The following is a 17,571-nucleotide window of genomic DNA, read 5'->3' on the forward strand; positions in this document are numbered from 1 at the left end:
AGATACCAAGCAAAGGCCGCCCGTCGAGGCGGCCTTTTCTTTTGTCTGCCTTTTCTTTGTCGGCCATCTCCGCTAATCCCGGGCGCAACGAAGTGCCGAACCGTCGTTGCTCCCGGATTTTGGAACTGACGCCATGAACATGCTGCCGGACGCCGAATCGCTCGAACCAGCCAGCGACATCGAAGGCGGCTTTCATCCGCTGTTTGCCGATGTGCCGTCCTCGGTCGAGTTCAACAAATTGCGCAAACGGCTGCTGCGGCTGACCCGACAGGCGATCGAGGATTTCTCGATGGTGAAGCCCGGCCAGCGCTGGCTTGTCGCCCTGTCGGGCGGCAAGGATTCCTACGGCCTGCTCGCCGTGCTGCTCGACCTCAAATGGCGCGGGCTGCTGCCGGTCGAATTGCTGGCCTGCAACCTTGACCAGGGCCAGCCGAATTTTCCCAAACACATCCTGCCGGATTATCTCGACAGATACGGCATTGCGCACCGGATCGAATATCAGGACACCTATTCCGTCGTCACCGACAAGCTGCCTCAGGGCAGCACCTATTGCTCGCTGTGTTCGCGGCTCAGGCGCGGCCATCTCTACCGCATTGCGCGCGAGGAGGGGTGCTCTGCGCTGGTGCTCGGCCACCATCGCGAGGACATTCTCGAAACCTTCTTCATGAACCTGTTCCATGGCGGCCGTCTCGCCGCCATGCCGCCAAAACTGCTCAACGACGACGGTGACGTCATGGTGCTGCGGCCGCTGAGCTACTGCGTCGAGGTCGATCTCGAAAAATTCGCTGCCGCGATGCAATTCCCGATCATTCCCTGCGATCTCTGCGGCAGCCAGGAAGGTCTTCAGCGCAACGCCATGAAGGCCATGCTCGAGGACTTGGAAAAGCGCATGCCCGGCCGCAAGGACACGATGCTGCGCGCGCTGTCGAACAGCAGGCCATCGCATCTGCTCGACAGAAAACTGTTCGATTTCGCGGCGCTCAATGAGATCCTGACCACAAGGCAAGCCGATGACATTTGACGACACCGCGATCGACTGGCTCGCTGGCCTTCTGTCCGACGCCGCAAAAGCCGAAATCATGCCGCGCTTCCGCCGGCTGGGCGAAGGCGACATCCGCCAGAAGACCTCTGCCGCCGACCTGGTGACGGAAGCCGACGTCAGTGCCGAGCGGCTCATCACCGCCAGGCTGCGCGAGCGCTACCCCTCGGCGATGGTCGTCGGCGAGGAGGCCTGTTCCGACGATCCAGCGCTGCTTGAGGGTCTGGGCGAGGCCGATCTGGCTTTCGTCATCGACCCGGTGGACGGCACTTTCAACTTCGCCTCCGGCGTGCCGCTGTTCGGCGTCATGCTGGCGGTCGTGGTCAAGGGCGAGACCGTCGCCGGCATCATCCACGATCCGGTCGGCAAGGACTGGCTGATCGGCGCCAGGGGCGCCGGCAGCCACATCCGGCATGCGCATGGCAGCATCGAGAAGGTGCATGTCGCGGCACCCGTGCCGATCTCGGAAATGACCGGCTCGGTCTCCTGGCAATACATGCCCGAGCCGGAGCGGTCGCGGCTGGCGCGCAACCAGACGAAGATCCTGTCGCAATTCGCCTATCGCTGCGCGGCGCACGAATACCGCCTGCTGGCGAGCGGCCATGCCCACTTCGTCGTCTACAACAAGCTGATGCCGTGGGACCATCTGGCCGGTGTGCTGATCCATACCGAGGCCGGTGGTCATGTCGCGCGTTTCGATGGCAGCGCCTATCTGCCCTCGCATGTCGGCGGCGGCCTGCTTGTCGCGCCCGATCGGGAAAGCTGGCAGGAATTGCGCCGCGAACTCTGGGCGCAATAGGATCAGGTCCTGCGGCCAGTGTCCGAACCGGCGGTGTCCGGCTGAAGGAGCGTTGCAATCTCACGCAGATCCGGAGGGTCTCGAATGAAACTTCGGTTCGCAATTGTCGCGGCGGCTCTTGCCGCCGCCTTGTTTGCCAGCTCCAACGAGGCAAGATCCCAAGAGCGCACCTGTCGCAGTCCCGATCCCGTCGACACGATAAAGGAGATGTCCGACGCAATCTACGCCTGTTGGAAGCCGCCGCCCGGAACCGCCGGCATGTCCCTGACGCTGCGGTTCTCGCTTCGTCGCAACGGCACACTGATTGGCAAGCCTCGCGCCACGTACTCCGATCTGGGGACCGATGCCCAGCTCAGCCGGGCCTTCGTGGCTTCAATCCTCAGGGCACTCGACGACGCCCTGCCATTGCCCTTTTCGGACAGCATGGGCGAAGCCATCGCGGGGCGTATGCTTGCCCCTCGCTTCACGGCAGCCCTTGAGGGTGCGTCCTAATGCAAGTCGGTGATGTGCCCAGAGACGGGCGGGTTCTGCGGCTGGAACATCTTGCCGCGCTCGGCGATGAAAATCATCAGCAGCGCTGCGACCGAGACGCTGCAGAAGCCGGCGGCCAGCGGCGTCACCGTGCCGTTGAACGCCTGGCCGATCAGCGTGCCGAGAATGCCGCCCAAAAAAGTCTGCATGAAACCCAGGATGGACGATGCCGTGCCGGCCAGTTGGCCGAGCGGCTCCATGGCCAGCGCGTTGAAATTCGCCCCGAGCGCGCCGAACGGGAGCATTGCGCAGGCGAAGAAGGTGATGAACAGCCAGAGCGGCATCTTCATTTCCAGCGAAACGACCAGCCAAGCGAGGCTGATGACCAGGAACAACAGCAGCGCGCTCTGCGACAGGCGGCGCATGCCGATACGGCCGACAAGGCGCGAGTTCAGGAAGTTGGAGAAAGCAAGCACGCCCGCAACCCCGGCGAAGATGACCGGGAACATCTCGCCGACATTGAATATGTCGACATAGATCTGCTGCGCCGAGGCGATGAAGCCGAACATGGCGCCGAAAATGAAGGTGCTGGCGAAGGCATAGCAGATCGCAACGCGGTTGGTGAGCACGATGCGAAACCCGCCGAGGATGGAGTTGACGGTCAGCGGCCGGCGATATTCGGGATGCAATGTTTCAGGCAGGCGCAGCAGCGACCAGGCCGACACAATGAGCGCACCGGCGGCCATGGCGACGAAGATCCAGTGCCAGGTCGCAAACAGCATGATAAATTGGCCGATGCCGGGAGCAATGACCGGGATCGCCATGAACACCATGAAGATCAGCGACATCACCTCGGCCATGCGCCGGCCGTCGAATGTATCGCGCACGATCGAGACGGCGATGACGCGGGTGGCGGCAGCACCGATGCCTTGCACGGCCCGGCACAAGAGAAGTGTTTCAAAGCTTGGTGCAACGGCGGCCGCCGCAGCCGCGGCGACATAGTCACCAGCCCGGCGACAAGCGGTGCGCGGCGGCCGAAGCGATCCGAGATCGGCCCGAAGAACAGCTGGCCGCCGCCGAAGCCCAGGATGTAGGCCGTTATGACGTACTGCCGGTGGTTTTCATTTTCGACGCCAAGCGACGCGCCGATCTGCTGCAGAGCCGGCAGCATGATGTCGATGGCCAGCGAGTTCAGCGCCATCAGCGCGGCGCACAGCGCGATGAACTCCCAGCGTGGAATAGGCAGTTTGCTTGCCGATTGCGGCGCTGATTTTTGCTGGTCCACGGCAAGTCCGATCATTCAAACGAAAATGCGCCGGCGGGCCGGCGCATTGGCTCGTCTCGGTCCTGAGTTCAGGACATAAAATTGCCGAGGTGGGGCTGCCCTGGCGTTTCATGCACGTCGCCCAAAACCGTGCTGCGGTTTTAGGCGGACGACATGCACGAAAACAGAAGTCAGGCGGCGCCTTTGACGCTGACGCCCTTTTCGACGAGGAATGTCTGGAGTTCGCCCGCCTGGAACATCTCGCGGATGATATCGCAGCCGCCGACGAATTCGCCCTTCACGTAGAGCTGTGGGATCGTCGGCCAGTTGGAATATTCCTTGATGCCCTGGCGCAGCTCGGCGGAGTCCAGAACATTCACGCCTTTGTAGTCGGCGCCGATATAGTCAAGAATCTGGACGACCTGGCCGGAAAATCCGCATTGCGGGAAACCGGGCGTGCCCTTCATGAAAAGGACGACGTCGTTGCCCTTCACTTCGTTGTCGATGTAGTCGTTGATGCCACTCATGGAATATCCTTTCCCGCCTGTGGGAGTCAGGCTCGAAACATTTCCCTTCAAATAAACCCAACGATTGCTCGAAACAAGACTTTAGCCGTGCCGTGGCTGAAATGGCGCAAAGGATGGGCCGTGTTGGGCCAAGCGGCCGTTGCGATCCCTGTTGCCGATCGGGCAATGTTATTTGCGCGCACGCACGCAGATGAATGCCGGCGCCAGGCTCAGTTCGGCAAAGTGCCGGGGATCGACGGTTTCCATTTCCGGCAAGGGAAGTGGCTCGACAAAACGGTCGAGTGTCCAGCCGGTGTCGACAAGGCCGTTGAGAATGTCGCCGAGTGGCCTGCGGTAGGATTCGACATAGGGATTGGGTTCCCCGAAACCGCCCCAGTGCATGCCCCAGCGATTGGTCTCGAAATAGCTCTTCTCGCCCCGACTGCGGGCATCCGCCCAGTCGCGCATCGGGTGACCCATCGAGAAGACCAGCCAGCCGCCTGGTCGTGCGACGCGATAGAATTCCGAGAAAACCGGCTTGAGGGTCTCGGCATAGTCGAGCGCCAGCGCACACAGCACGCCGTCGACACTGTGATCGGCGAGCCAGTCCAGAGGTTTCGTCATGTCGCCGACACGGATCTCGACATCGAGCCCGGCGCATCGTTGGCTGGCGATTGCCGCCATCTCCGGCGTAACATCGAATGCCCTGACGCGCGCACCGACCTGTGCCAGCTTTTCCGAGCAGATGCCGGAGCCGCAGCCAGCATCGAGAATGTCGAGTCCGGCGACGTCGCCGACAAGCGCCAGCGACGCCGGGCGCTCATAGAGCGCATTGTGCGGCTTGCCTGGAGCAAGCGCATCATAGCGATCGGCAAACGAGGCATAGGCTCGCCTGGCGATTGGCGTATCGCTGCTGCTGGTCATGGTTGCCGTCTTCGTTCTTGTGCGTATTAGTCCGGAACGCTGGTCTGCAGCGCCAGCGCGTGCAGCACGCCGCCCATATTGCCCTTCAGCGCGTCATAGACCATCTGGTGCTGCTGCACGCGGGTTTTTCCCCGAAAGCTTTCGGCCACCACCTCGGCCGCATAATGGTCACCGTCGCCAGCGAGATCGCGAATCGTCACCTTGGCGTCCGGAATGCCATCCTTGATCAGTTTTTCGATTTCGTGGGCATCCATTGCCATGGCAGAATCCTGTTTCGAGCGGCCGGTAGCCGGCCATGAGATGAGAGTCGGGCGAGCCTAAAGCCTTTCCGGTCCGGATTGAAGCCGTTCTGTCCCGCCAAGGGCAAGACGGTCCGAGAACCACAGGGAAGACCTAGGTCGGTGGGCTTGCTTCATCCTCGACAACGTCCTCGCGTGTCGAGAAAGCGCGGCCAAGGCTGAAGGCCAGCACATAGAGGGGAACGTTGATAACCAGGCTGACAATGGGAAGATAACTCGTCATCCGCCAGAGCGGCGAGAAGAACGGTTGTCCGTAACCGTCGCAGACAAGCGACGCGCCGTACTCCCACAGCGCCCCTATGACGGCCGCGCAGGCAAAAAGCTTGATGCAGGTGACGATATGCCTTGCCCGTGCCGGATCCGGCGCAAGGCGGCCCCACAGCACCAGGCAGATGATCGGGATCGCGTAGATGAGGTTTTGCGCGACGAGCATCGGGATGGCGCCATTGGCCGCGGCAAGAAACTCCGCGCGCGTTTCCAGCCGGGCGCAAACCTCACTCGAGGTCGTCGACAGCAGGAAAAAGACAAACGGCCCGAGGAACCAGAAGAAGAACAGCGACGGCCAGAAGACGACTGCAAGCAGCGCCCGGGCAGCCAGTTTGCTCAAATGGCCTGATCCATGAAGCGGGGGAACCAGCCTTCGTGGGCCCCGGTCAAGTCGCTGACCGGGATTGCCCGCGCCTCGCCAAGCTTCAAAGCGCTGCCGCCTGTCGAGCCGATCCATGGCGCGAAAATGCCGAGTTCGCCCTGCTGTTTGCGGATGGCGTCCCAGTCATCGCCATGCGGGTCGATCGACAGCGTCAGGAGATAGCGACCCTGATCCTCGCCGAACCAGACCGGGATGGGATCGGTGCCGACAAGCCCGGGAACGGTCGCGCCGATGCCGGAGGCCATCGCCATTTCGGCCAAAGCCACCGCGATACCGCCATCGGACACGTCATGGGCCGCCGTGACGATGCCGGATGCGATGAGCGCGCGCACATGGTCGCCGACGCGCTTTTCATGATCGAGGTCGACCGGCGGCGGCGGGCCATCCGTGCGGCCGTGGATGTCCCTGAAATAGACCGACTGGCCAAGATGCGTTCCCCAGGCTGCCGGCGCGCCGACCAGCAGGATCATCTGGCCTTGCGCGGCAAAGCCGGTTCGCACCATCTTCGACCAGTCGGCGATCAGTCCGACGCCGCCGATTGTCGGCGTCGGCAAAATGCCCTGGCCGTTGGTCTCGTTGTAGAGCGAGACATTGCCGGAGACGATCGGGAAGCCGAGTGCGCGGCAGGCCTCGCCGATGCCTTTCACCGCGCCGACCAACTGGCCCATGATTTCGGGCCGTTCCGGATTGCCGAAATTGAGATTGTCGGTGGCGGCGAGCGGCAGGGCGCCGGTGGCGGTGAGATTGCGCCAGCATTCGGCCACCGCTTGCTTGCCGCCTTCATAGGGGTCCGCCTCGCAATAGCGCGGCGTCACGTCGGAGGAGAAGGCGAGCGCCTTGGTGGGATGGCCATCGACGCGCACCACACCGGCATCGCCGCCGGGAAGCTGCAGTGAATTGCCCTGGATCAGCGTGTCGTATTGTTCCCAGACCCAGCGGCGCGAGGACAGGTCGGGACCGCCGAGCAGCTTCAGGAGCGCATCGGCAACATCGGCCTGCGGCACATCATCGGCGGCCAGCGGCGCCGGCTTCTTCGGCTCGACCCACGGCCTGTCGTATTCCGGTGCCTTGTCGCCGAGATCCTTGATCGGCAGGTCGGCGACCTGATCCCCTTGGTGCAGCACGCGAAAACGCAGATCGTCGGTGGTCTTGCCGACGATGGCGAAGTCGAGCCCCCATTTGTGAAAGATCGCTTCGGCTTCCTTTTCCTTCTCGGGGCGCAGCACCATCAGCATGCGCTCCTGGCTTTCCGACAGCATCATTTCGTAGGCGCTCATGCGCTCTTCGCGCACCGGCACCTTGTCGAGATCGAGTTCGATGCCGAGGTCGCCCTTGGCGCCCATCTCGACCGCCGAACAGGTGAGGCCGGCCGCACCCATGTCCTGGATGGCGATGACGGCGCCAGAGGCCATCAGTTCGAGGCACGCTTCCAGCAGGCACTTTTCGGTGAAAGGGTCGCCGACCTGCACGGTCGGGCGCTTCTCGTCGATCTTGTCGTCGAATTCAGCCGACGCCATCGTGGCGCCGCCGACGCCGTCGCGGCCGGTCTTGGCGCCGAGATAGACGACCGGCAGGCCGACCCCCTTGGCCTCGGACAGGAAGATCGCGTCTGTCTTGGCTATGCCGGCTGCAAAAGCGTTGACCAGGATGTTGCCGTTGTAGCGGGCGTCGAAATTGACCTCGCCGCCGACCGTTGGCACGCCGAAGGCATTGCCATAGCCACCGACGCCAGAAACCACGCCGGAGACGAGGTGCCTGGTCTTGGGATGGTCAGGTGAACCAAAGCGCAGTGCATTCATTGCCGCGATCGGCCGCGCGCCCATGGTGAAGACGTCGCGCAATATGCCGCCGACGCCGGTCGCCGCACCCTGGTAGGGCTCGATGTAGGACGGGTGGTTATGGCTCTCCATCTTGAAGACGACGCAGTCGCCGTCACCGATGTCGACCACGCCGGCATTCTCGCCCGGGCCCTGGATGACTTGTGGACCGGCGGTAGGCAGCGTGCGCAGCCACTTCTTCGAGGATTTGTAGGAGCAGTGCTCGTTCCACATCGCCGAGAAGATGCCGAGTTCGGTGAAACTCGGTTCGCGCCCGACAAGATCGAGAATGCGCTGATACTCATCGGGCTTCAGCCCGTGCGCGGCGATGAGTTCGGGGGTGATCGGCACGGAATTGGAAATGGTCATGGGCGGCGATTTTTATCCGGGGCGCATTGGGATTTTGAGTCTCGTCTTATCGCAAGCTTGGGAGCCAATACACCCCATCGGATGCTGAAAAACAGCGGAAAGCTACAAGGTGACGACGGGTGCGACGAGATCGCGGCTTCGGCGCGCCCATCGATCGGCACGTAGCGGCAGTCGGGGAAACGTTGTTGTCTGTTCGTGAACCGCTTCTGCACCGCATTTGGGAACGGGATGACATCCCGGCCGTTAGGTCTCCAACCAATCAGGAGATTTGGACCATGGCCACCAAGCAAGGCAAGAAAGACAATCGCCTCTCGGACAAGGAGGCTATGCATATCGCGGAGACCACCGACGTTTCGCCTGGGCAGGCCAAGGAGTTGGCTGAGAAGCACGGGAAAGAAAAGGCTGAGAAGGAAGCCAAGAACTTCAAGGCAGAGGGCTGATCTGAGAGCTAGGTTTTAGGGGCCGCTCTGCGCCAAGCCGACGCTCCAGAAATGAAGGGGGCGTCAGTCGCGAGCTGGCTCAGGAGAAGCTGTCGTAGCCGGCACGGCCTTCATCGAGAAGTCGCCGGATCACCGCAACGCCTTCGGCGATGTCCTTGCGCTGTCTTGGCTGCGAAACGCCGAAGCGGACGCCGTGGAAAACCTGCTCGGAACGGCCGGCCTTGAACTCGTCCTCGTCGTCGATCAGCACGCCATGCTCCAGGCAGGCGTTCTTGAAGGTGCCGGAAAGCCAAGGGTCGGGCAGGGTCAGCCAGACAAAGGGCACGCTGTCGTGTGACTTGAACGCGAAGCCGGCCAAAGTCTCGCGCACGATGGCGATGCGGGCGCGGATTTCGGCGATACTGCGCTTGCGTATCTCATCCGCCTGACCCGACAGCACCAGCCTTGTATTCACCTCCGCCAGCAGGAAGGGCATGCCGCCGGTCATCATCTTGTGGGCGACGCGGATGCGGTGGCGGTAGGCGGGCGGGCAGGAAAGCCATCCGCCGCGCACACCGGCTGCGACCGACTTCGACAGGCCGCCGGCGACAATGGTGCGTTCTGGGGCATATTCGGCCAGCAACGGCGTCGGATCATCGGTCAAATTGCCATAGAGATCGTCTTCGATGAGGACGACATTGTATTCGCGTGCGACACGCGCGATTGCTTCGCGGCGCGCCGCCGACAAGGTCACCAGCGTCGGGTTCTGCGCCGTCGGCATCAGGAAGATCATCCTGGGATGCTTTTGCGCGCAGACGCGCTCGAAATCCTGCGGGTCGAGGCCCTCGTCGTCAGACGCCACCAGCGCGGTGCGCCGTCCGATCAGGCCGGCGCTGCGGGAAATCTGCGAGTAGGTGAGGTGCTCGAAGGCGACATAGTCGCCAGGAGTGGTGAGCGCCGCGATCGCCGCCATCACCGCGGCATGAGTGCCGAGCGTCGGGACGATGGCGTCGGCATTTGGGCGAAACGAATTGCGCGACAGCCAGCGGGCACCGGCTTCGTACCAGCGGTCGGGGAAATCCCGCGTGTAGCTCGAAATCTCATGCGGATGGTCCTGCGCCGTGCGCGACAGAACATCGGCGACATCAGCGCCCTGGCCGATATCTGGTGCTGCCGTGCTGTCGAAACGCAGTTTGCCGCGCGGCGCGTCGATATAGCGCGTGCCTTCCGCGCTGAGGTCTGGAGCCAGCAAGTTCGGTTTCGCCCCATCGGCGCGTTGGCCGAGCACATAGGTTCCACGCCCGACTTCGCCGCTCACCAGCCCGCGCTCGCGCAGCAATTGATAGGCCCGGCCGACCGTGCCGACAGTGGTGCCGATGTCGTAGGCGAGGTCGCGTTGCGGCGGCAGCTTGGCGCCGGCGTCGATCACCCCCCGGTCGATGTCCGTTTCGATGGAATCCGCCAGGCGCTGATACAGCGGACCGGAGCCGGAACTGAGATCTGGAAGCCAAGTTGTCATGGTGACAATTTTCTATATTGCACCGAATTGTGAGTCAATACATATCAGCATTGCGCCAAAAAAGGTTCAATTTGGAATTCTGGCAGAAATAAAATGAACACAATCGCTACAATCCGTCATTCGAGCGCCAAACTATCAGGCCAATCGGCATCGGGCCAAAGCGGCTTTGTCAGCCGCCTGGTACGCGTGCTCAGGTCGCTGGCAAAATGGATCGACCATCTGCTGGAGCGCCGCCGTAGTCGGTTGGTGCTGCTGGAGATGACCGACGATCAGCTCAAGGATATCGGCGTCTCGCGCTGCGATGCCCACCGCGAGGGTATCAGGCCGTTCTGGGACTGACCCGGTTTTTGGGAAGATCATGGTCCAAAAAGGAAATGCGGACCGTAGGTCCGCATAGCCCTATCGGACGCTTGATGCCCTGGTGCGCGCAATGCCTTGGTCGGCAAGGACGACGATCACGCACAGCACGAGAAAAAGCCCGGTGACGGCCGCCGCCGAGATGGCGACGCTGGCTGCGCCGTTCCTGGCGACATCCAGGAACGAGTAGGGCACCTCGCCGGCAAGCGGCGCCCGTATCAGTGCATAGATCAGATAGGCTACGGGATAGAGCACCCACCAGGAAATGTCGCTCCACCGCGTCCGACCGTCGGCGCCTGATATCAGCCACCACAGTACGAACAGCGCCGGCGTCACATAGTGCAGCAGGACGTCGCAGAGCAGGAACAGTCCCTGCGGCTGCCAAAGCTGTGCCAGAACCGTGGCGTAGATGATGAAGACCAGGGCGATCGAAACAGCAACGCCAGCCCGTATGCGCGTCCCGGCGAATGCCGGCAGCCACGCATAGCCGGTGGGCGACAGCAGCGAGGTGTACACCAGCACCGCGCCGATATTGGTCAGGATGGTGAAGAAGCTGAAAACGAAAACGATGGAGCCGAGCAGGCTGCGGCCTGCTTCCATCGACGCCGGAATGCTGATGCAGAACTGCAGGACGAGCCCGGCCAGACCAATGACCAGACCCGCGATCTGCAGGAAACGGCCCATGGCCCTATGCGGTCGCCGCGCAGGCCGGATTGCCAGCTTGCCAGCGGGCAATGTCCGAACCGATGCGCGCGCCGAGCGGATCGTTCATCAGCGGTCCGAACACGTCGACGCGGCTTGAATTGCCTTGCGCCTGCACAACCAGCAGCGGTTTGCCGCCATAGTGCTTGGCAGGTACCAGCAGGAAACGCGGCGTGCCGCTGAACGAATTCAGTTCATTGGCCATCTGATACTGTTTGAAGGCCGGGTCCTTGCTGGCGATCCAGCATTTATGAGCCGATATCGCCACCTGTTCCATGGCCAGCAGCGCTGCACTCTTGCCCGAGGGCACAGGCGTGCTCTTCGGGGTCGATTGGCAGGATGTGAGAGCGAAAGCCGCCGCGGCAACCAGCGCGATCGTCTGGCCCCTGATCAAGCGGCACCCATCTCAAGCTCGGACAGAAATATCTTCAGGCCGTCGGTCATCTCGCCCCACACCCGCGACAATGCCGGATGCTGCGAGGCGATCTGCTCATAGGCGTCGAATTTGGGATAGGCGTCGAGCAGGTCGTGGCGTCCTGTCATGGCGCGGAAATTGTTGAAGATAAACCGCGTCGGCGTCAGCCAGGCGTCGGCGAAACTGATATCGTCACCAAGCGCGAAGGGCCCTTGCGCCATTCGGGCTTCGATCGCTGCCAGCCCGTGGTGCAGGCGGATGAATTGGGCGTCGATCTCGGCACTGTTTCGCTTCGGCATGGAATGAAGCTCGAAAAGCTTCATCATCGGGGTCAGCACATCGAGATCGGTGATGCGGGCGAACATGCGCACCAGCGCGCGGTCCTTGGAATCGGGCGGCAGCAGTGCCGGTTCCGGAAACCGTTCTTCGAGATACTCGGCGATGACCACCGATTCGACGATCGTTTCGCCCGAGCCGGTGATCAGCACCGGAATCCGGTTCATCGGTGAGATGGCGCGAAATTCTTCCGGGATGGGAAAGCCGGGCGGCGGCGCGATGATCTTGAGCGGCACGTCCTTGATGTAGGCCAGCGCCCGCACGATCGACGAGTAGGGCGACAACGGTCGCGAATAGAGTTTCATGACCGTTTTTCTCCCCCATAAAGCGGACTTGCCCTGACAAAGAGACAGGAATGTCCGGCTGTTTTCAAGACGCCCGCCTCGATTTCAGGCGGCAATGCCAAGCGCACTTTCGAACAGTCCACGGCCGTCGGTACCGCCATGGGCTGCTTCGATCAGGTTTTCCGGGTGCGGCATCAGGCCGAGCACGTTGCCGCGGTCGTTGATGATGCCGGCAATGTCGTTGATCGAGCCGTTGGGATTGGTGCCGTCCGCATAGCGGAACACCACCTGGCCTTCGCCTTCGAGACGGGCAAGCGTGTCGGCGTCGGCGAAATAGTTGCCGTCATGATGCGCAACCGGCGTGCGGATGATCTGGCCTGGCTGGTAGCGGCGGGTGAACATGGTGTTGGCGTTGGTAATCTCAAGCTTCACCTGACGGCAGACGAATTTCAGCGAGGTGTTGCGCATCAAGGCGCCCGGCAGCAGGCCGGCCTCGACCAGGATCTGGAAGCCATTGCAGACGCCGATGACCGTCACGCCCGCGGCTGCCTTTTCGGCCACCGCCCGCATGACCGGCATGCGCGCCGCGATCGCGCCGCAGCGCAGATAATCGCCAAACGAGAAGCCGCCCGGAATGGCGATCAGGTCGACATCGGGGATTTCGGTATCGGTCTGCCAGACAGTGATCGGCGGCTTTCCCGAAATCTTGGTCAGCGCCGCGATCATGTCGCGGTCGCGGTTGAGGCCAGGCAGAAGGACGACAGCTGATTTCATTTCGGTTCGAAAGGCCTTTGGGTTTCGGCGAGTTCGCGCAGGTCGAGACGACGTTCTATGCGTTCGAGGCGGTCGTCGTGACGGGCGAGAATGCCATAGATGTTGTGAATATCGCTTTGTATTGCGACCATATGGCCTCGAAGCACGTTCAACTCACGCTTCACTTCGGACACATCCCGACGAAGTTCACCAATTTCATGATGCACGCGCTTCAGAAGCCCGAACATCAAGTCATTCGCGGCTTCCGACATAGTGCCTCCGACACAACCTCAGGTAAGCGTCACACTATAATTCTCAATCACCGTATTCGCCAGCAGCTTGTCGCACATCGCCTTGAGGTCCGCCTCCGCCTTGGCCTTGTCGCTTTCCGCCAGCTCGACGTCGAACACCTTGCCCTGCCGCACCGCGCCCACGCCGCCAAAGCCCAGGCCCGACAGGGCGTGTTCGATCGCCTTGCCTTGCGGGTCGAGCACGCCGTTCTTGAGGGTGACGGTAATGCGGGCCTTGATCACGCTGGACATGCTCCTGTTCTGACTATCGGGTTGCAAGCCGCTATTCAGTGCGGCTTGCCTTTGAGGCCGTCGGTCGAGGCGACAAGCACCGGGCCGGTGGGGCGCGGCGGCTCGTTCTCGTTCATGATGCCGAGGCGGCGGGCAACTTCCTGATAGGCTTCGACGAGACCGCCCATGTCGCGGCGGAAACGGTCCTTGTCGAGCTTGTCATGCGTCGCCACGTCCCACAGGCGGCAGGAATCCGGCGAAATCTCGTCGGCGACGACGATACGCATCATGTCGCCCTCGAACAGGCGGCCGCATTCGATCTTGAAGTCGACGAGCTGGATGCCGACGCCCATGAACAGGCCGGAGAGGAAGTCGTTGACGCGGATGGCCAGCGCCATGACGTCGTCGATCTCCTGCGGGCTCGCCCAGCCGAACGCGGTGATGTGCTCTTCTGACACCATCGGATCGTCGAGCGCGTCTGCCTTGTAGTAGAATTCGATGATCGAGCGCGGCAAAACGGTGCCTTCATCGATGCCGAGGCGCTTGGACAGCGAACCGGCGGCGACGTTGCGCACGACGATTTCGAGCGGAATGATCTCGACTTCCTTGATCAGCTGCTCGCGCATGTTGAGCCGGCGGATGAAGTGGGTCGGGATGCCCATGCGGTTGAGATGGTTGAATATGTGTTCGGAAATACGGTTGTTGAGCACACCCTTGCCGTCGACGACTTCATGCTTCTTCTTGTTGAACGCGGTTGCGTCGTCCTTGAAGAACTGGATGAGCGTACCCGGCTCGGGTCCCTCATAGAGGATCTTGGCCTTGCCTTCATAAATGCGGCGGCGATTTTTCATCTGATTTTTTCTCTGGGGTTCCGGACAGGCGGTATCAGACCATTTCCTGTCCGTCTGCCTGAAATAGTGCGGCTACGGTAGGGTTCAATGCCGGGTCTATCCCAATCACATCGTTTGCTCAATCGGCAAATCCTTCCAATCAACCGCTTTCGGGACTGAAATGCCGCAGCGCAGCATGCAACGAAGCGTATTGACCGACCCGCGACCTTTTGGTTTGTGCATCTGCAACACACATATTCACTGCCGACGAATCGAATTTGACCCGGAGGGACGCCATGAACAGCATGAAAGACCGCGAAGAGGGCTTCGAGCGCAAGTTTGCTTTCGACGAGGAACTTCGGTTCAAGGCTTCGGCGCGCCGCAACAAGGCGCTCGGCCTGTGGGCCGCCGAAAAACTCGGAAAGTCCGGCACCGACGCTGACGCCTATGCCAGGGAAGTGGTTGTTTCCGACATCGAGGAAGCCGGCGATCACGACGTGTTCCGCAAGATCCGCAAGGATTTCGATGCCGCCGGTATCGACCAGTCGGACCATCAGATCCGCCGTACCATGGACGAGCTGATGGCGCAGGCGATCGAGCAGATCAAGAACACCTGATCCGACCGAAGCAGGTTCCGCAAAAGTGTCCCACGATTTTGCGATAGAGAAGCTGCGACAGACAAAAGAATGATTGGACCAATCGACCGCCCGGCCTATCCGGGCGGTTTTTCTTTGCCTTTGCCGCGGTTTCCGGCTGAACTGCGATCGTTAACAAGGAAAGTGTCATGTCCCTGAAGTCCCGCCTCGCGGCCGATGAAACGCTGTTCACCGCATGGTCCGGCGTACCGGATGCCCTGACCGTCGAAATCGTCGCCAAGCAGGGCTTTGATGCCGTCACGCTCGACATGCAGCATGGCGGCCATCACGAGGACAGCGTGCTGCGCGGTCTGGTGCCGGTGCTCGCTGCCGGCAAGCCGGCACTGGTGCGCATTCCCGTCGGCCGTTTCGACATGGCAAGCCGCGCGCTCGATTTTGGCGCCGAGGCGGTCATTGCACCGATGGTAAATTCGGTGGCTGACGCAAAACTGTTCGCCGCCGCCATGAAATACCCGCCGCTCGGTGAGCGTTCCTGGGGCCCGACCTATGCTTTTCCACGCCACGGCAAGGGCGACCAGGCCGAATGGCTGCGCGACACCAACCAGCGCACCATGGCCTTCGCCATGGTCGAGACGCGCGCCGCCCTCGATGCGCTCGACGGCATTCTCGACACGCCCGGCATCGACGGCATCTTCCTTGGGCCGTCGGATTTCTCGATCGCCTGGAGCAATGGCGCCACGGTCAATTCGACGCTGGAAAGCATGATGGAGACAGTGGCGTCGGTCGCCGAGCGCACACGCAAGGCCGGCAAACATGCGGCGATCTATGTTGTCGACCCGGCAATTGCCGGCCGTGTCGTGGCGATGGGTTACCGCCTACTGGCCATGGGCTCGGAACACGCGCTGATCGGGCTTGGTGCAAAAACCCTGATCAACAGCGTCAGGGATTCGATCGGGTCCTGAGGAAGCTCAGGCCTTCAGGTCCGTCAGGAATTTGGCGAAGGTCATCGAGCCTTCGGGCCACGGGCCAAAGCCTGAATCCGCGTTGAGGTGACCGGTCTCGCCGGCATCGACGAACAGCGAACCCCACGCTCCGGCAATGTCCTCGGCGACATCGAAAGCGCAGAACGGATCGTTGCGGCTGGCGATCACGATGGACGGAAAAGGCAGCGGCTCGCGCGGGTAAGGGCCGAAGGTCATCAGATGCCTCGGCCTGATCTCGGGATTGGCGACATCGGGCGGCGCCACGAAGAAGGCTCCGGCAACCGGCTTGCGGAACTGTGGGATGGCTTGCACCGCCGTGGCTACGCCGAGCGAGTGCGCGACGATGACGACCGGACGCTCCGCTTCGTTGACCGCCTTGGCAACATTGTCCGTCCAGTCCTCGCGCACCGGCTTCGACCACTCCGCCTGCTCGACCCTGCGCGCCGTCGACAGCTTCGACTGCCAGCGGCTCTGCCAATGGTCGGGGCCGGAGTTGGTGTAGCCCGGCACGATGAGAATATCTGCTTCCTTGACCTTCATGGCGCTGAGATAGCGAGCGGCGTCGCTTCATGCAACGGCCGTGAACGGCGTTCTCGATCACAATAGTGAACACGATGTTCGCTTCTTCGCGTCTTGTGTGAACGATGCCGATGGACGATCTGTGGTCAGGAAAAGAAACAGCCGTGTGAGGGAACCCTGACTTTGGAACTGACACGACGTATGATGATAGGCGGCGCGGGGCTTCTCACCTTGGGAGCTTCATCACAGGCCGGTCGAACGGAGCATTTGATGAGTGAACTGCCCTTTGCCGCCACCACGCCGGTCAGCGTTGCCCGCGTTGGGTTGAAAGCGCGCGATGCCGAAAGTCTTGCCGCATATTACCGCAGCGTCGTCGGTCTGCAGGAATTGAGCCGTGCCGACGGTGCGATTACGTTGGGCGCCGCCAACCGTCCCTTGCTGGTCATCGAGGCCGATCCTTCGGCGAAGCCGGATGATCCGCGCAGCGCCGGGCTGTTCCACACCGCCTTCCTGCTGCCCAGCCGTGCCGATCTCGGCCGCTGGATCAACCATGCCATATCAGACAAGATCGCTATCGAGGGTGCCTCCGACCATCTGGTCAGCGAAGCGCTGTATCTGACCGATCCCGAGGGTAACGGCATCGAGATCTATGCCGACCGCCGGCCGCAGGACTGGAAGTGGAATGGCGACAAGATCGCCATGGCGACCGAACGGCTGAACATTCCGTCCGTCGTTGCCGAAGTGCCGGCGGGCGACGCCGGCTGGCAGGGCGCGCCGGAAAACAGCATTGTCGGCCATGTTCACCTGCGTGTCGGCAGGCCGGAAGACGCCGAAGCCTGGTGGAACCAGGAATTCGGCTTCGACACGGTGGCCAAATATGGCGGCCAGGCGGTGTTCCTGTCGTCCGGCGGCTATCACCACCACATCGGCGCCAACGCATGGCAGAGTTCGGGCGCCGGCCGCCGCGATTCCACGCGGTCGGGCCTGGCCTGGGTTGAAATGCGCTCGGACAATGTGACCAGCCCGGTAACCCGCGAAGACCCGTGGGGCACGGTGATCAGGACTGTGCCCGGCAAGGCCTGATTGCCATCCGGCGAGAGCGTCTTTCTCCCCGTCACTATACCTATCGGATTCACACATTTCGCAGTCCGAGGTTGGCGCCGTATTTGATGGCGTGGAATTCGGCGAGGCCGATGCGCA

22 protein-coding genes and 1 pseudogene are annotated in these 17,571 nt (G+C 62.0%); 8 read left to right on the forward strand and 15 right to left on the reverse strand.

Annotated elements, in window-relative coordinates; translation table 11 throughout:
- Positions 1-133: 133 nt before the first annotated feature.
- The 3 genes from ttcA to NKI38_RS06800 all read left to right on the forward strand — a co-directional run bounded on the left by ttcA (position 134) and on the right by NKI38_RS06800 (position 2,330).
- Complete coding sequence (ttcA, locus tag NKI38_RS06790; RefSeq protein ID WP_352655830.1) at positions 134-1,021, forward strand: tRNA 2-thiocytidine(32) synthetase TtcA; 888 nt, start codon at positions 134-136, stop codon at positions 1,019-1,021.
- Positions 1,011-1,838 (forward strand): inositol monophosphatase family protein, encoded by an 828-nt coding sequence (locus tag NKI38_RS06795; protein WP_352655831.1) that lies wholly within the window; start codon positions 1,011-1,013, stop codon positions 1,836-1,838. Before ttcA ends, NKI38_RS06795 begins: the two co-directional genes overlap by 11 nt.
- An 84-nt stretch (positions 1,839-1,922) precedes the next feature.
- A complete protein-coding gene (locus tag NKI38_RS06800; protein WP_352655833.1) occupies positions 1,923-2,330 on the forward strand; it encodes a UCP034077 family protein in 408 nt (135 codons plus the stop codon).
- Here NKI38_RS06800 and NKI38_RS06805 read toward each other — a convergent pair.
- The 6 genes and pseudogenes from NKI38_RS06805 to purL form a co-directional block, all read right to left on the reverse strand.
- Positions 2,327-3,609, reverse strand: a pseudogene (locus NKI38_RS06805) (multidrug effflux MFS transporter). The gene NKI38_RS06800 and the pseudogene NKI38_RS06805 overlap by 4 nt on opposite strands.
- A gap of 155 nt (positions 3,610-3,764) precedes the next feature.
- Positions 3,765-4,100, reverse strand: a complete 336-nt coding sequence (gene grxD, locus NKI38_RS06810) for a Grx4 family monothiol glutaredoxin (RefSeq protein WP_006332883.1) — start codon at positions 4,098-4,100, stop codon at positions 3,765-3,767.
- Positions 4,101-4,268: 168 nt separating this feature from the next.
- Positions 4,269-5,003: a class I SAM-dependent DNA methyltransferase gene (locus tag NKI38_RS06815; protein ID WP_352655835.1), complete on the reverse strand. Its 735-nt coding sequence runs from the start codon at positions 5,001-5,003 to the stop codon at positions 4,269-4,271.
- Between the two features lie 26 nt (positions 5,004-5,029).
- Positions 5,030-5,263, reverse strand: coding sequence for a BolA/IbaG family iron-sulfur metabolism protein (locus tag NKI38_RS06820; protein ID WP_352655837.1), 234 nt, complete (start codon positions 5,261-5,263; stop codon positions 5,030-5,032).
- 133 nt (positions 5,264-5,396) lie between these two features.
- On the reverse strand, positions 5,397-5,909 hold the full coding sequence (locus tag NKI38_RS06825; protein WP_352655839.1) for a hypothetical protein: 513 nt from the start codon (positions 5,907-5,909) through the stop codon (positions 5,397-5,399).
- Positions 5,906-8,137 (reverse strand): phosphoribosylformylglycinamidine synthase subunit PurL, encoded by a 2,232-nt coding sequence (gene purL / locus NKI38_RS06830; RefSeq protein WP_352655841.1) that lies wholly within the window; start codon positions 8,135-8,137, stop codon positions 5,906-5,908. The genes NKI38_RS06825 and purL overlap by 4 nt, the downstream gene beginning before the upstream one ends.
- A gap of 275 nt (positions 8,138-8,412) precedes the next feature.
- Between purL and NKI38_RS06835 the strand changes: the two genes are divergently transcribed.
- Positions 8,413-8,577, forward strand: coding sequence for a hypothetical protein (locus NKI38_RS06835; protein ID WP_352629155.1), 165 nt, complete (start codon positions 8,413-8,415; stop codon positions 8,575-8,577).
- A gap of 79 nt (positions 8,578-8,656) precedes the next feature.
- Here NKI38_RS06835 and NKI38_RS06840 read toward each other — a convergent pair whose 3' ends face one another.
- Complete coding sequence (locus NKI38_RS06840; RefSeq protein ID WP_352655843.1) at positions 8,657-10,075, reverse strand: aminotransferase-like domain-containing protein; 1,419 nt, start codon at positions 10,073-10,075, stop codon at positions 8,657-8,659.
- A 93-nt stretch (positions 10,076-10,168) separates the two neighbouring features.
- On the opposite strand from NKI38_RS06840, the gene NKI38_RS06845 reads away from it, so the two are divergent.
- Entirely contained in the window at positions 10,169-10,414 is a 246-nt protein-coding gene (locus tag NKI38_RS06845; RefSeq protein ID WP_352655844.1) for a DUF1127 domain-containing protein, read from the forward strand.
- Positions 10,415-10,474: 60 nt separating this feature from the next.
- Here NKI38_RS06845 and NKI38_RS06850 read toward each other — a convergent pair whose 3' ends face one another.
- The 7 genes from NKI38_RS06850 to purC form a co-directional block, all read right to left on the reverse strand.
- Positions 10,475-11,116 carry a Pr6Pr family membrane protein gene (locus NKI38_RS06850; protein ID WP_352655846.1) on the reverse strand — a complete coding sequence of 214 codons (642 nt, stop codon included), beginning with the start codon at positions 11,114-11,116 and terminating at the stop codon, positions 10,475-10,477.
- Between the two features lie 4 nt (positions 11,117-11,120).
- The gene (locus NKI38_RS06855; RefSeq protein WP_352655847.1) at positions 11,121-11,528 is read right to left on the reverse strand and encodes a hypothetical protein; all 408 of its coding nucleotides are present in this window, start codon (positions 11,526-11,528) and stop codon (positions 11,121-11,123) included.
- Positions 11,525-12,190: a glutathione S-transferase family protein gene (locus tag NKI38_RS06860; protein ID WP_352655849.1), complete on the reverse strand. Its 666-nt coding sequence runs from the start codon at positions 12,188-12,190 to the stop codon at positions 11,525-11,527. Before NKI38_RS06860 ends, NKI38_RS06855 begins: the two co-directional genes overlap by 4 nt.
- 84 nt (positions 12,191-12,274) lie before the next feature.
- Entirely contained in the window at positions 12,275-12,943 is a 669-nt protein-coding gene (gene purQ, locus NKI38_RS06865; protein WP_023759523.1) for a phosphoribosylformylglycinamidine synthase subunit PurQ, read from the reverse strand.
- Entirely contained in the window at positions 12,940-13,194 is a 255-nt protein-coding gene (locus NKI38_RS06870) for a hypothetical protein (protein ID WP_352655851.1), read from the reverse strand. The genes purQ and NKI38_RS06870 overlap by 4 nt, the downstream gene beginning before the upstream one ends.
- A gap of 18 nt (positions 13,195-13,212) precedes the next feature.
- Positions 13,213-13,455, reverse strand: a complete 243-nt coding sequence (purS, locus tag NKI38_RS06875) for a phosphoribosylformylglycinamidine synthase subunit PurS (RefSeq protein WP_027028126.1) — start codon at positions 13,453-13,455, stop codon at positions 13,213-13,215.
- Between the two features lie 44 nt (positions 13,456-13,499).
- Positions 13,500-14,294, reverse strand: a complete 795-nt coding sequence (gene purC / locus NKI38_RS06880; protein WP_352629140.1) for a phosphoribosylaminoimidazolesuccinocarboxamide synthase — start codon at positions 14,292-14,294, stop codon at positions 13,500-13,502.
- 275 nt (positions 14,295-14,569) lie between these two features.
- Here purC and NKI38_RS06885 point away from each other — a divergent pair, with 275 nt between their 5' ends.
- On the forward strand, positions 14,570-14,890 hold the full coding sequence (locus NKI38_RS06885) for a DUF1476 domain-containing protein (RefSeq protein ID WP_352629137.1): 321 nt from the start codon (positions 14,570-14,572) through the stop codon (positions 14,888-14,890).
- Between the two features lie 167 nt (positions 14,891-15,057).
- Positions 15,058-15,831 carry an HpcH/HpaI aldolase family protein gene (locus NKI38_RS06890; RefSeq protein WP_352655853.1) on the forward strand — a complete coding sequence of 258 codons (774 nt, stop codon included), beginning with the start codon at positions 15,058-15,060 and terminating at the stop codon, positions 15,829-15,831.
- A 6-nt stretch (positions 15,832-15,837) separates the two neighbouring features.
- Here the strand turns inward: NKI38_RS06890 and NKI38_RS06895 are convergent, their stop codons facing one another.
- Entirely contained in the window at positions 15,838-16,392 is a 555-nt protein-coding gene (locus NKI38_RS06895; RefSeq protein WP_352629133.1) for an RBBP9/YdeN family alpha/beta hydrolase, read from the reverse strand.
- Positions 16,393-16,641: 249 nt separating this feature from the next.
- Here NKI38_RS06895 and NKI38_RS06900 point away from each other — a divergent pair, with 249 nt between their 5' ends.
- On the forward strand, positions 16,642-17,454 hold the full coding sequence (locus NKI38_RS06900; protein ID WP_352655855.1) for a VOC family protein: 813 nt from the start codon (positions 16,642-16,644) through the stop codon (positions 17,452-17,454).
- Positions 17,455-17,571: the final 117 nt, after the last annotated feature.

Origin of the sequence: Mesorhizobium sp. M0621, from assembly GCF_040320745.1 — a bacterium.
GTDB lineage: Bacteria > Pseudomonadota > Alphaproteobacteria > Rhizobiales > Rhizobiaceae > Mesorhizobium.

Excerpts from the sequence above, each read along its gene's own strand:
- NKI38_RS06840 (WP_352655843.1), bottom strand. The coding sequence starts at position 10,075 with ATGACAACTTGGCTTCCAGATCTCAGTTCCGGCTCCGGTCCGCTGTAT.
- grxD (WP_006332883.1), bottom strand. The coding sequence starts at position 4,100 with ATGAGTGGCATCAACGACTACATCGACAACGAAGTGAAGGGCAACGAC.
- NKI38_RS06870 (WP_352655851.1), bottom strand. The coding sequence starts at position 13,194 with ATGTCGGAAGCCGCGAATGACTTGATGTTCGGGCTTCTGAAGCGCGTG.
- purQ (WP_023759523.1), bottom strand. The coding sequence starts at position 12,943 with ATGAAATCAGCTGTCGTCCTTCTGCCTGGCCTCAACCGCGACCGCGAC.
- NKI38_RS06885 (WP_352629137.1), top strand. The coding sequence starts at position 14,570 with ATGAACAGCATGAAAGACCGCGAAGAGGGCTTCGAGCGCAAGTTTGCT.
- NKI38_RS06890 (WP_352655853.1), top strand. The coding sequence starts at position 15,058 with ATGTCCCTGAAGTCCCGCCTCGCGGCCGATGAAACGCTGTTCACCGCA.
- NKI38_RS06850 (WP_352655846.1), bottom strand. The coding sequence starts at position 11,116 with ATGGGCCGTTTCCTGCAGATCGCGGGTCTGGTCATTGGTCTGGCCGGG.
- NKI38_RS06835 (WP_352629155.1), top strand. The coding sequence starts at position 8,413 with ATGGCCACCAAGCAAGGCAAGAAAGACAATCGCCTCTCGGACAAGGAG.
- NKI38_RS06800 (WP_352655833.1), top strand. The coding sequence starts at position 1,923 with ATGAAACTTCGGTTCGCAATTGTCGCGGCGGCTCTTGCCGCCGCCTTG.
- ttcA (WP_352655830.1), top strand. The coding sequence starts at position 134 with ATGAACATGCTGCCGGACGCCGAATCGCTCGAACCAGCCAGCGACATC.
- purC (WP_352629140.1), bottom strand. The coding sequence starts at position 14,294 with ATGAAAAATCGCCGCCGCATTTATGAAGGCAAGGCCAAGATCCTCTAT.
- NKI38_RS06820 (WP_352655837.1), bottom strand. The coding sequence starts at position 5,263 with ATGGCAATGGATGCCCACGAAATCGAAAAACTGATCAAGGATGGCATT.
- NKI38_RS06815 (WP_352655835.1), bottom strand. The coding sequence starts at position 5,003 with ATGACCAGCAGCAGCGATACGCCAATCGCCAGGCGAGCCTATGCCTCG.
- NKI38_RS06900 (WP_352655855.1), top strand. The coding sequence starts at position 16,642 with ATGAGTGAACTGCCCTTTGCCGCCACCACGCCGGTCAGCGTTGCCCGC.
- NKI38_RS06795 (WP_352655831.1), top strand. The coding sequence starts at position 1,011 with ATGACATTTGACGACACCGCGATCGACTGGCTCGCTGGCCTTCTGTCC.
- NKI38_RS06845 (WP_352655844.1), top strand. The coding sequence starts at position 10,169 with ATGAACACAATCGCTACAATCCGTCATTCGAGCGCCAAACTATCAGGC.
- NKI38_RS06860 (WP_352655849.1), bottom strand. The coding sequence starts at position 12,190 with ATGAAACTCTATTCGCGACCGTTGTCGCCCTACTCGTCGATCGTGCGG.
- NKI38_RS06895 (WP_352629133.1), bottom strand. The coding sequence starts at position 16,392 with ATGAAGGTCAAGGAAGCAGATATTCTCATCGTGCCGGGCTACACCAAC.
- purL (WP_352655841.1), bottom strand. The coding sequence starts at position 8,137 with ATGACCATTTCCAATTCCGTGCCGATCACCCCCGAACTCATCGCCGCG.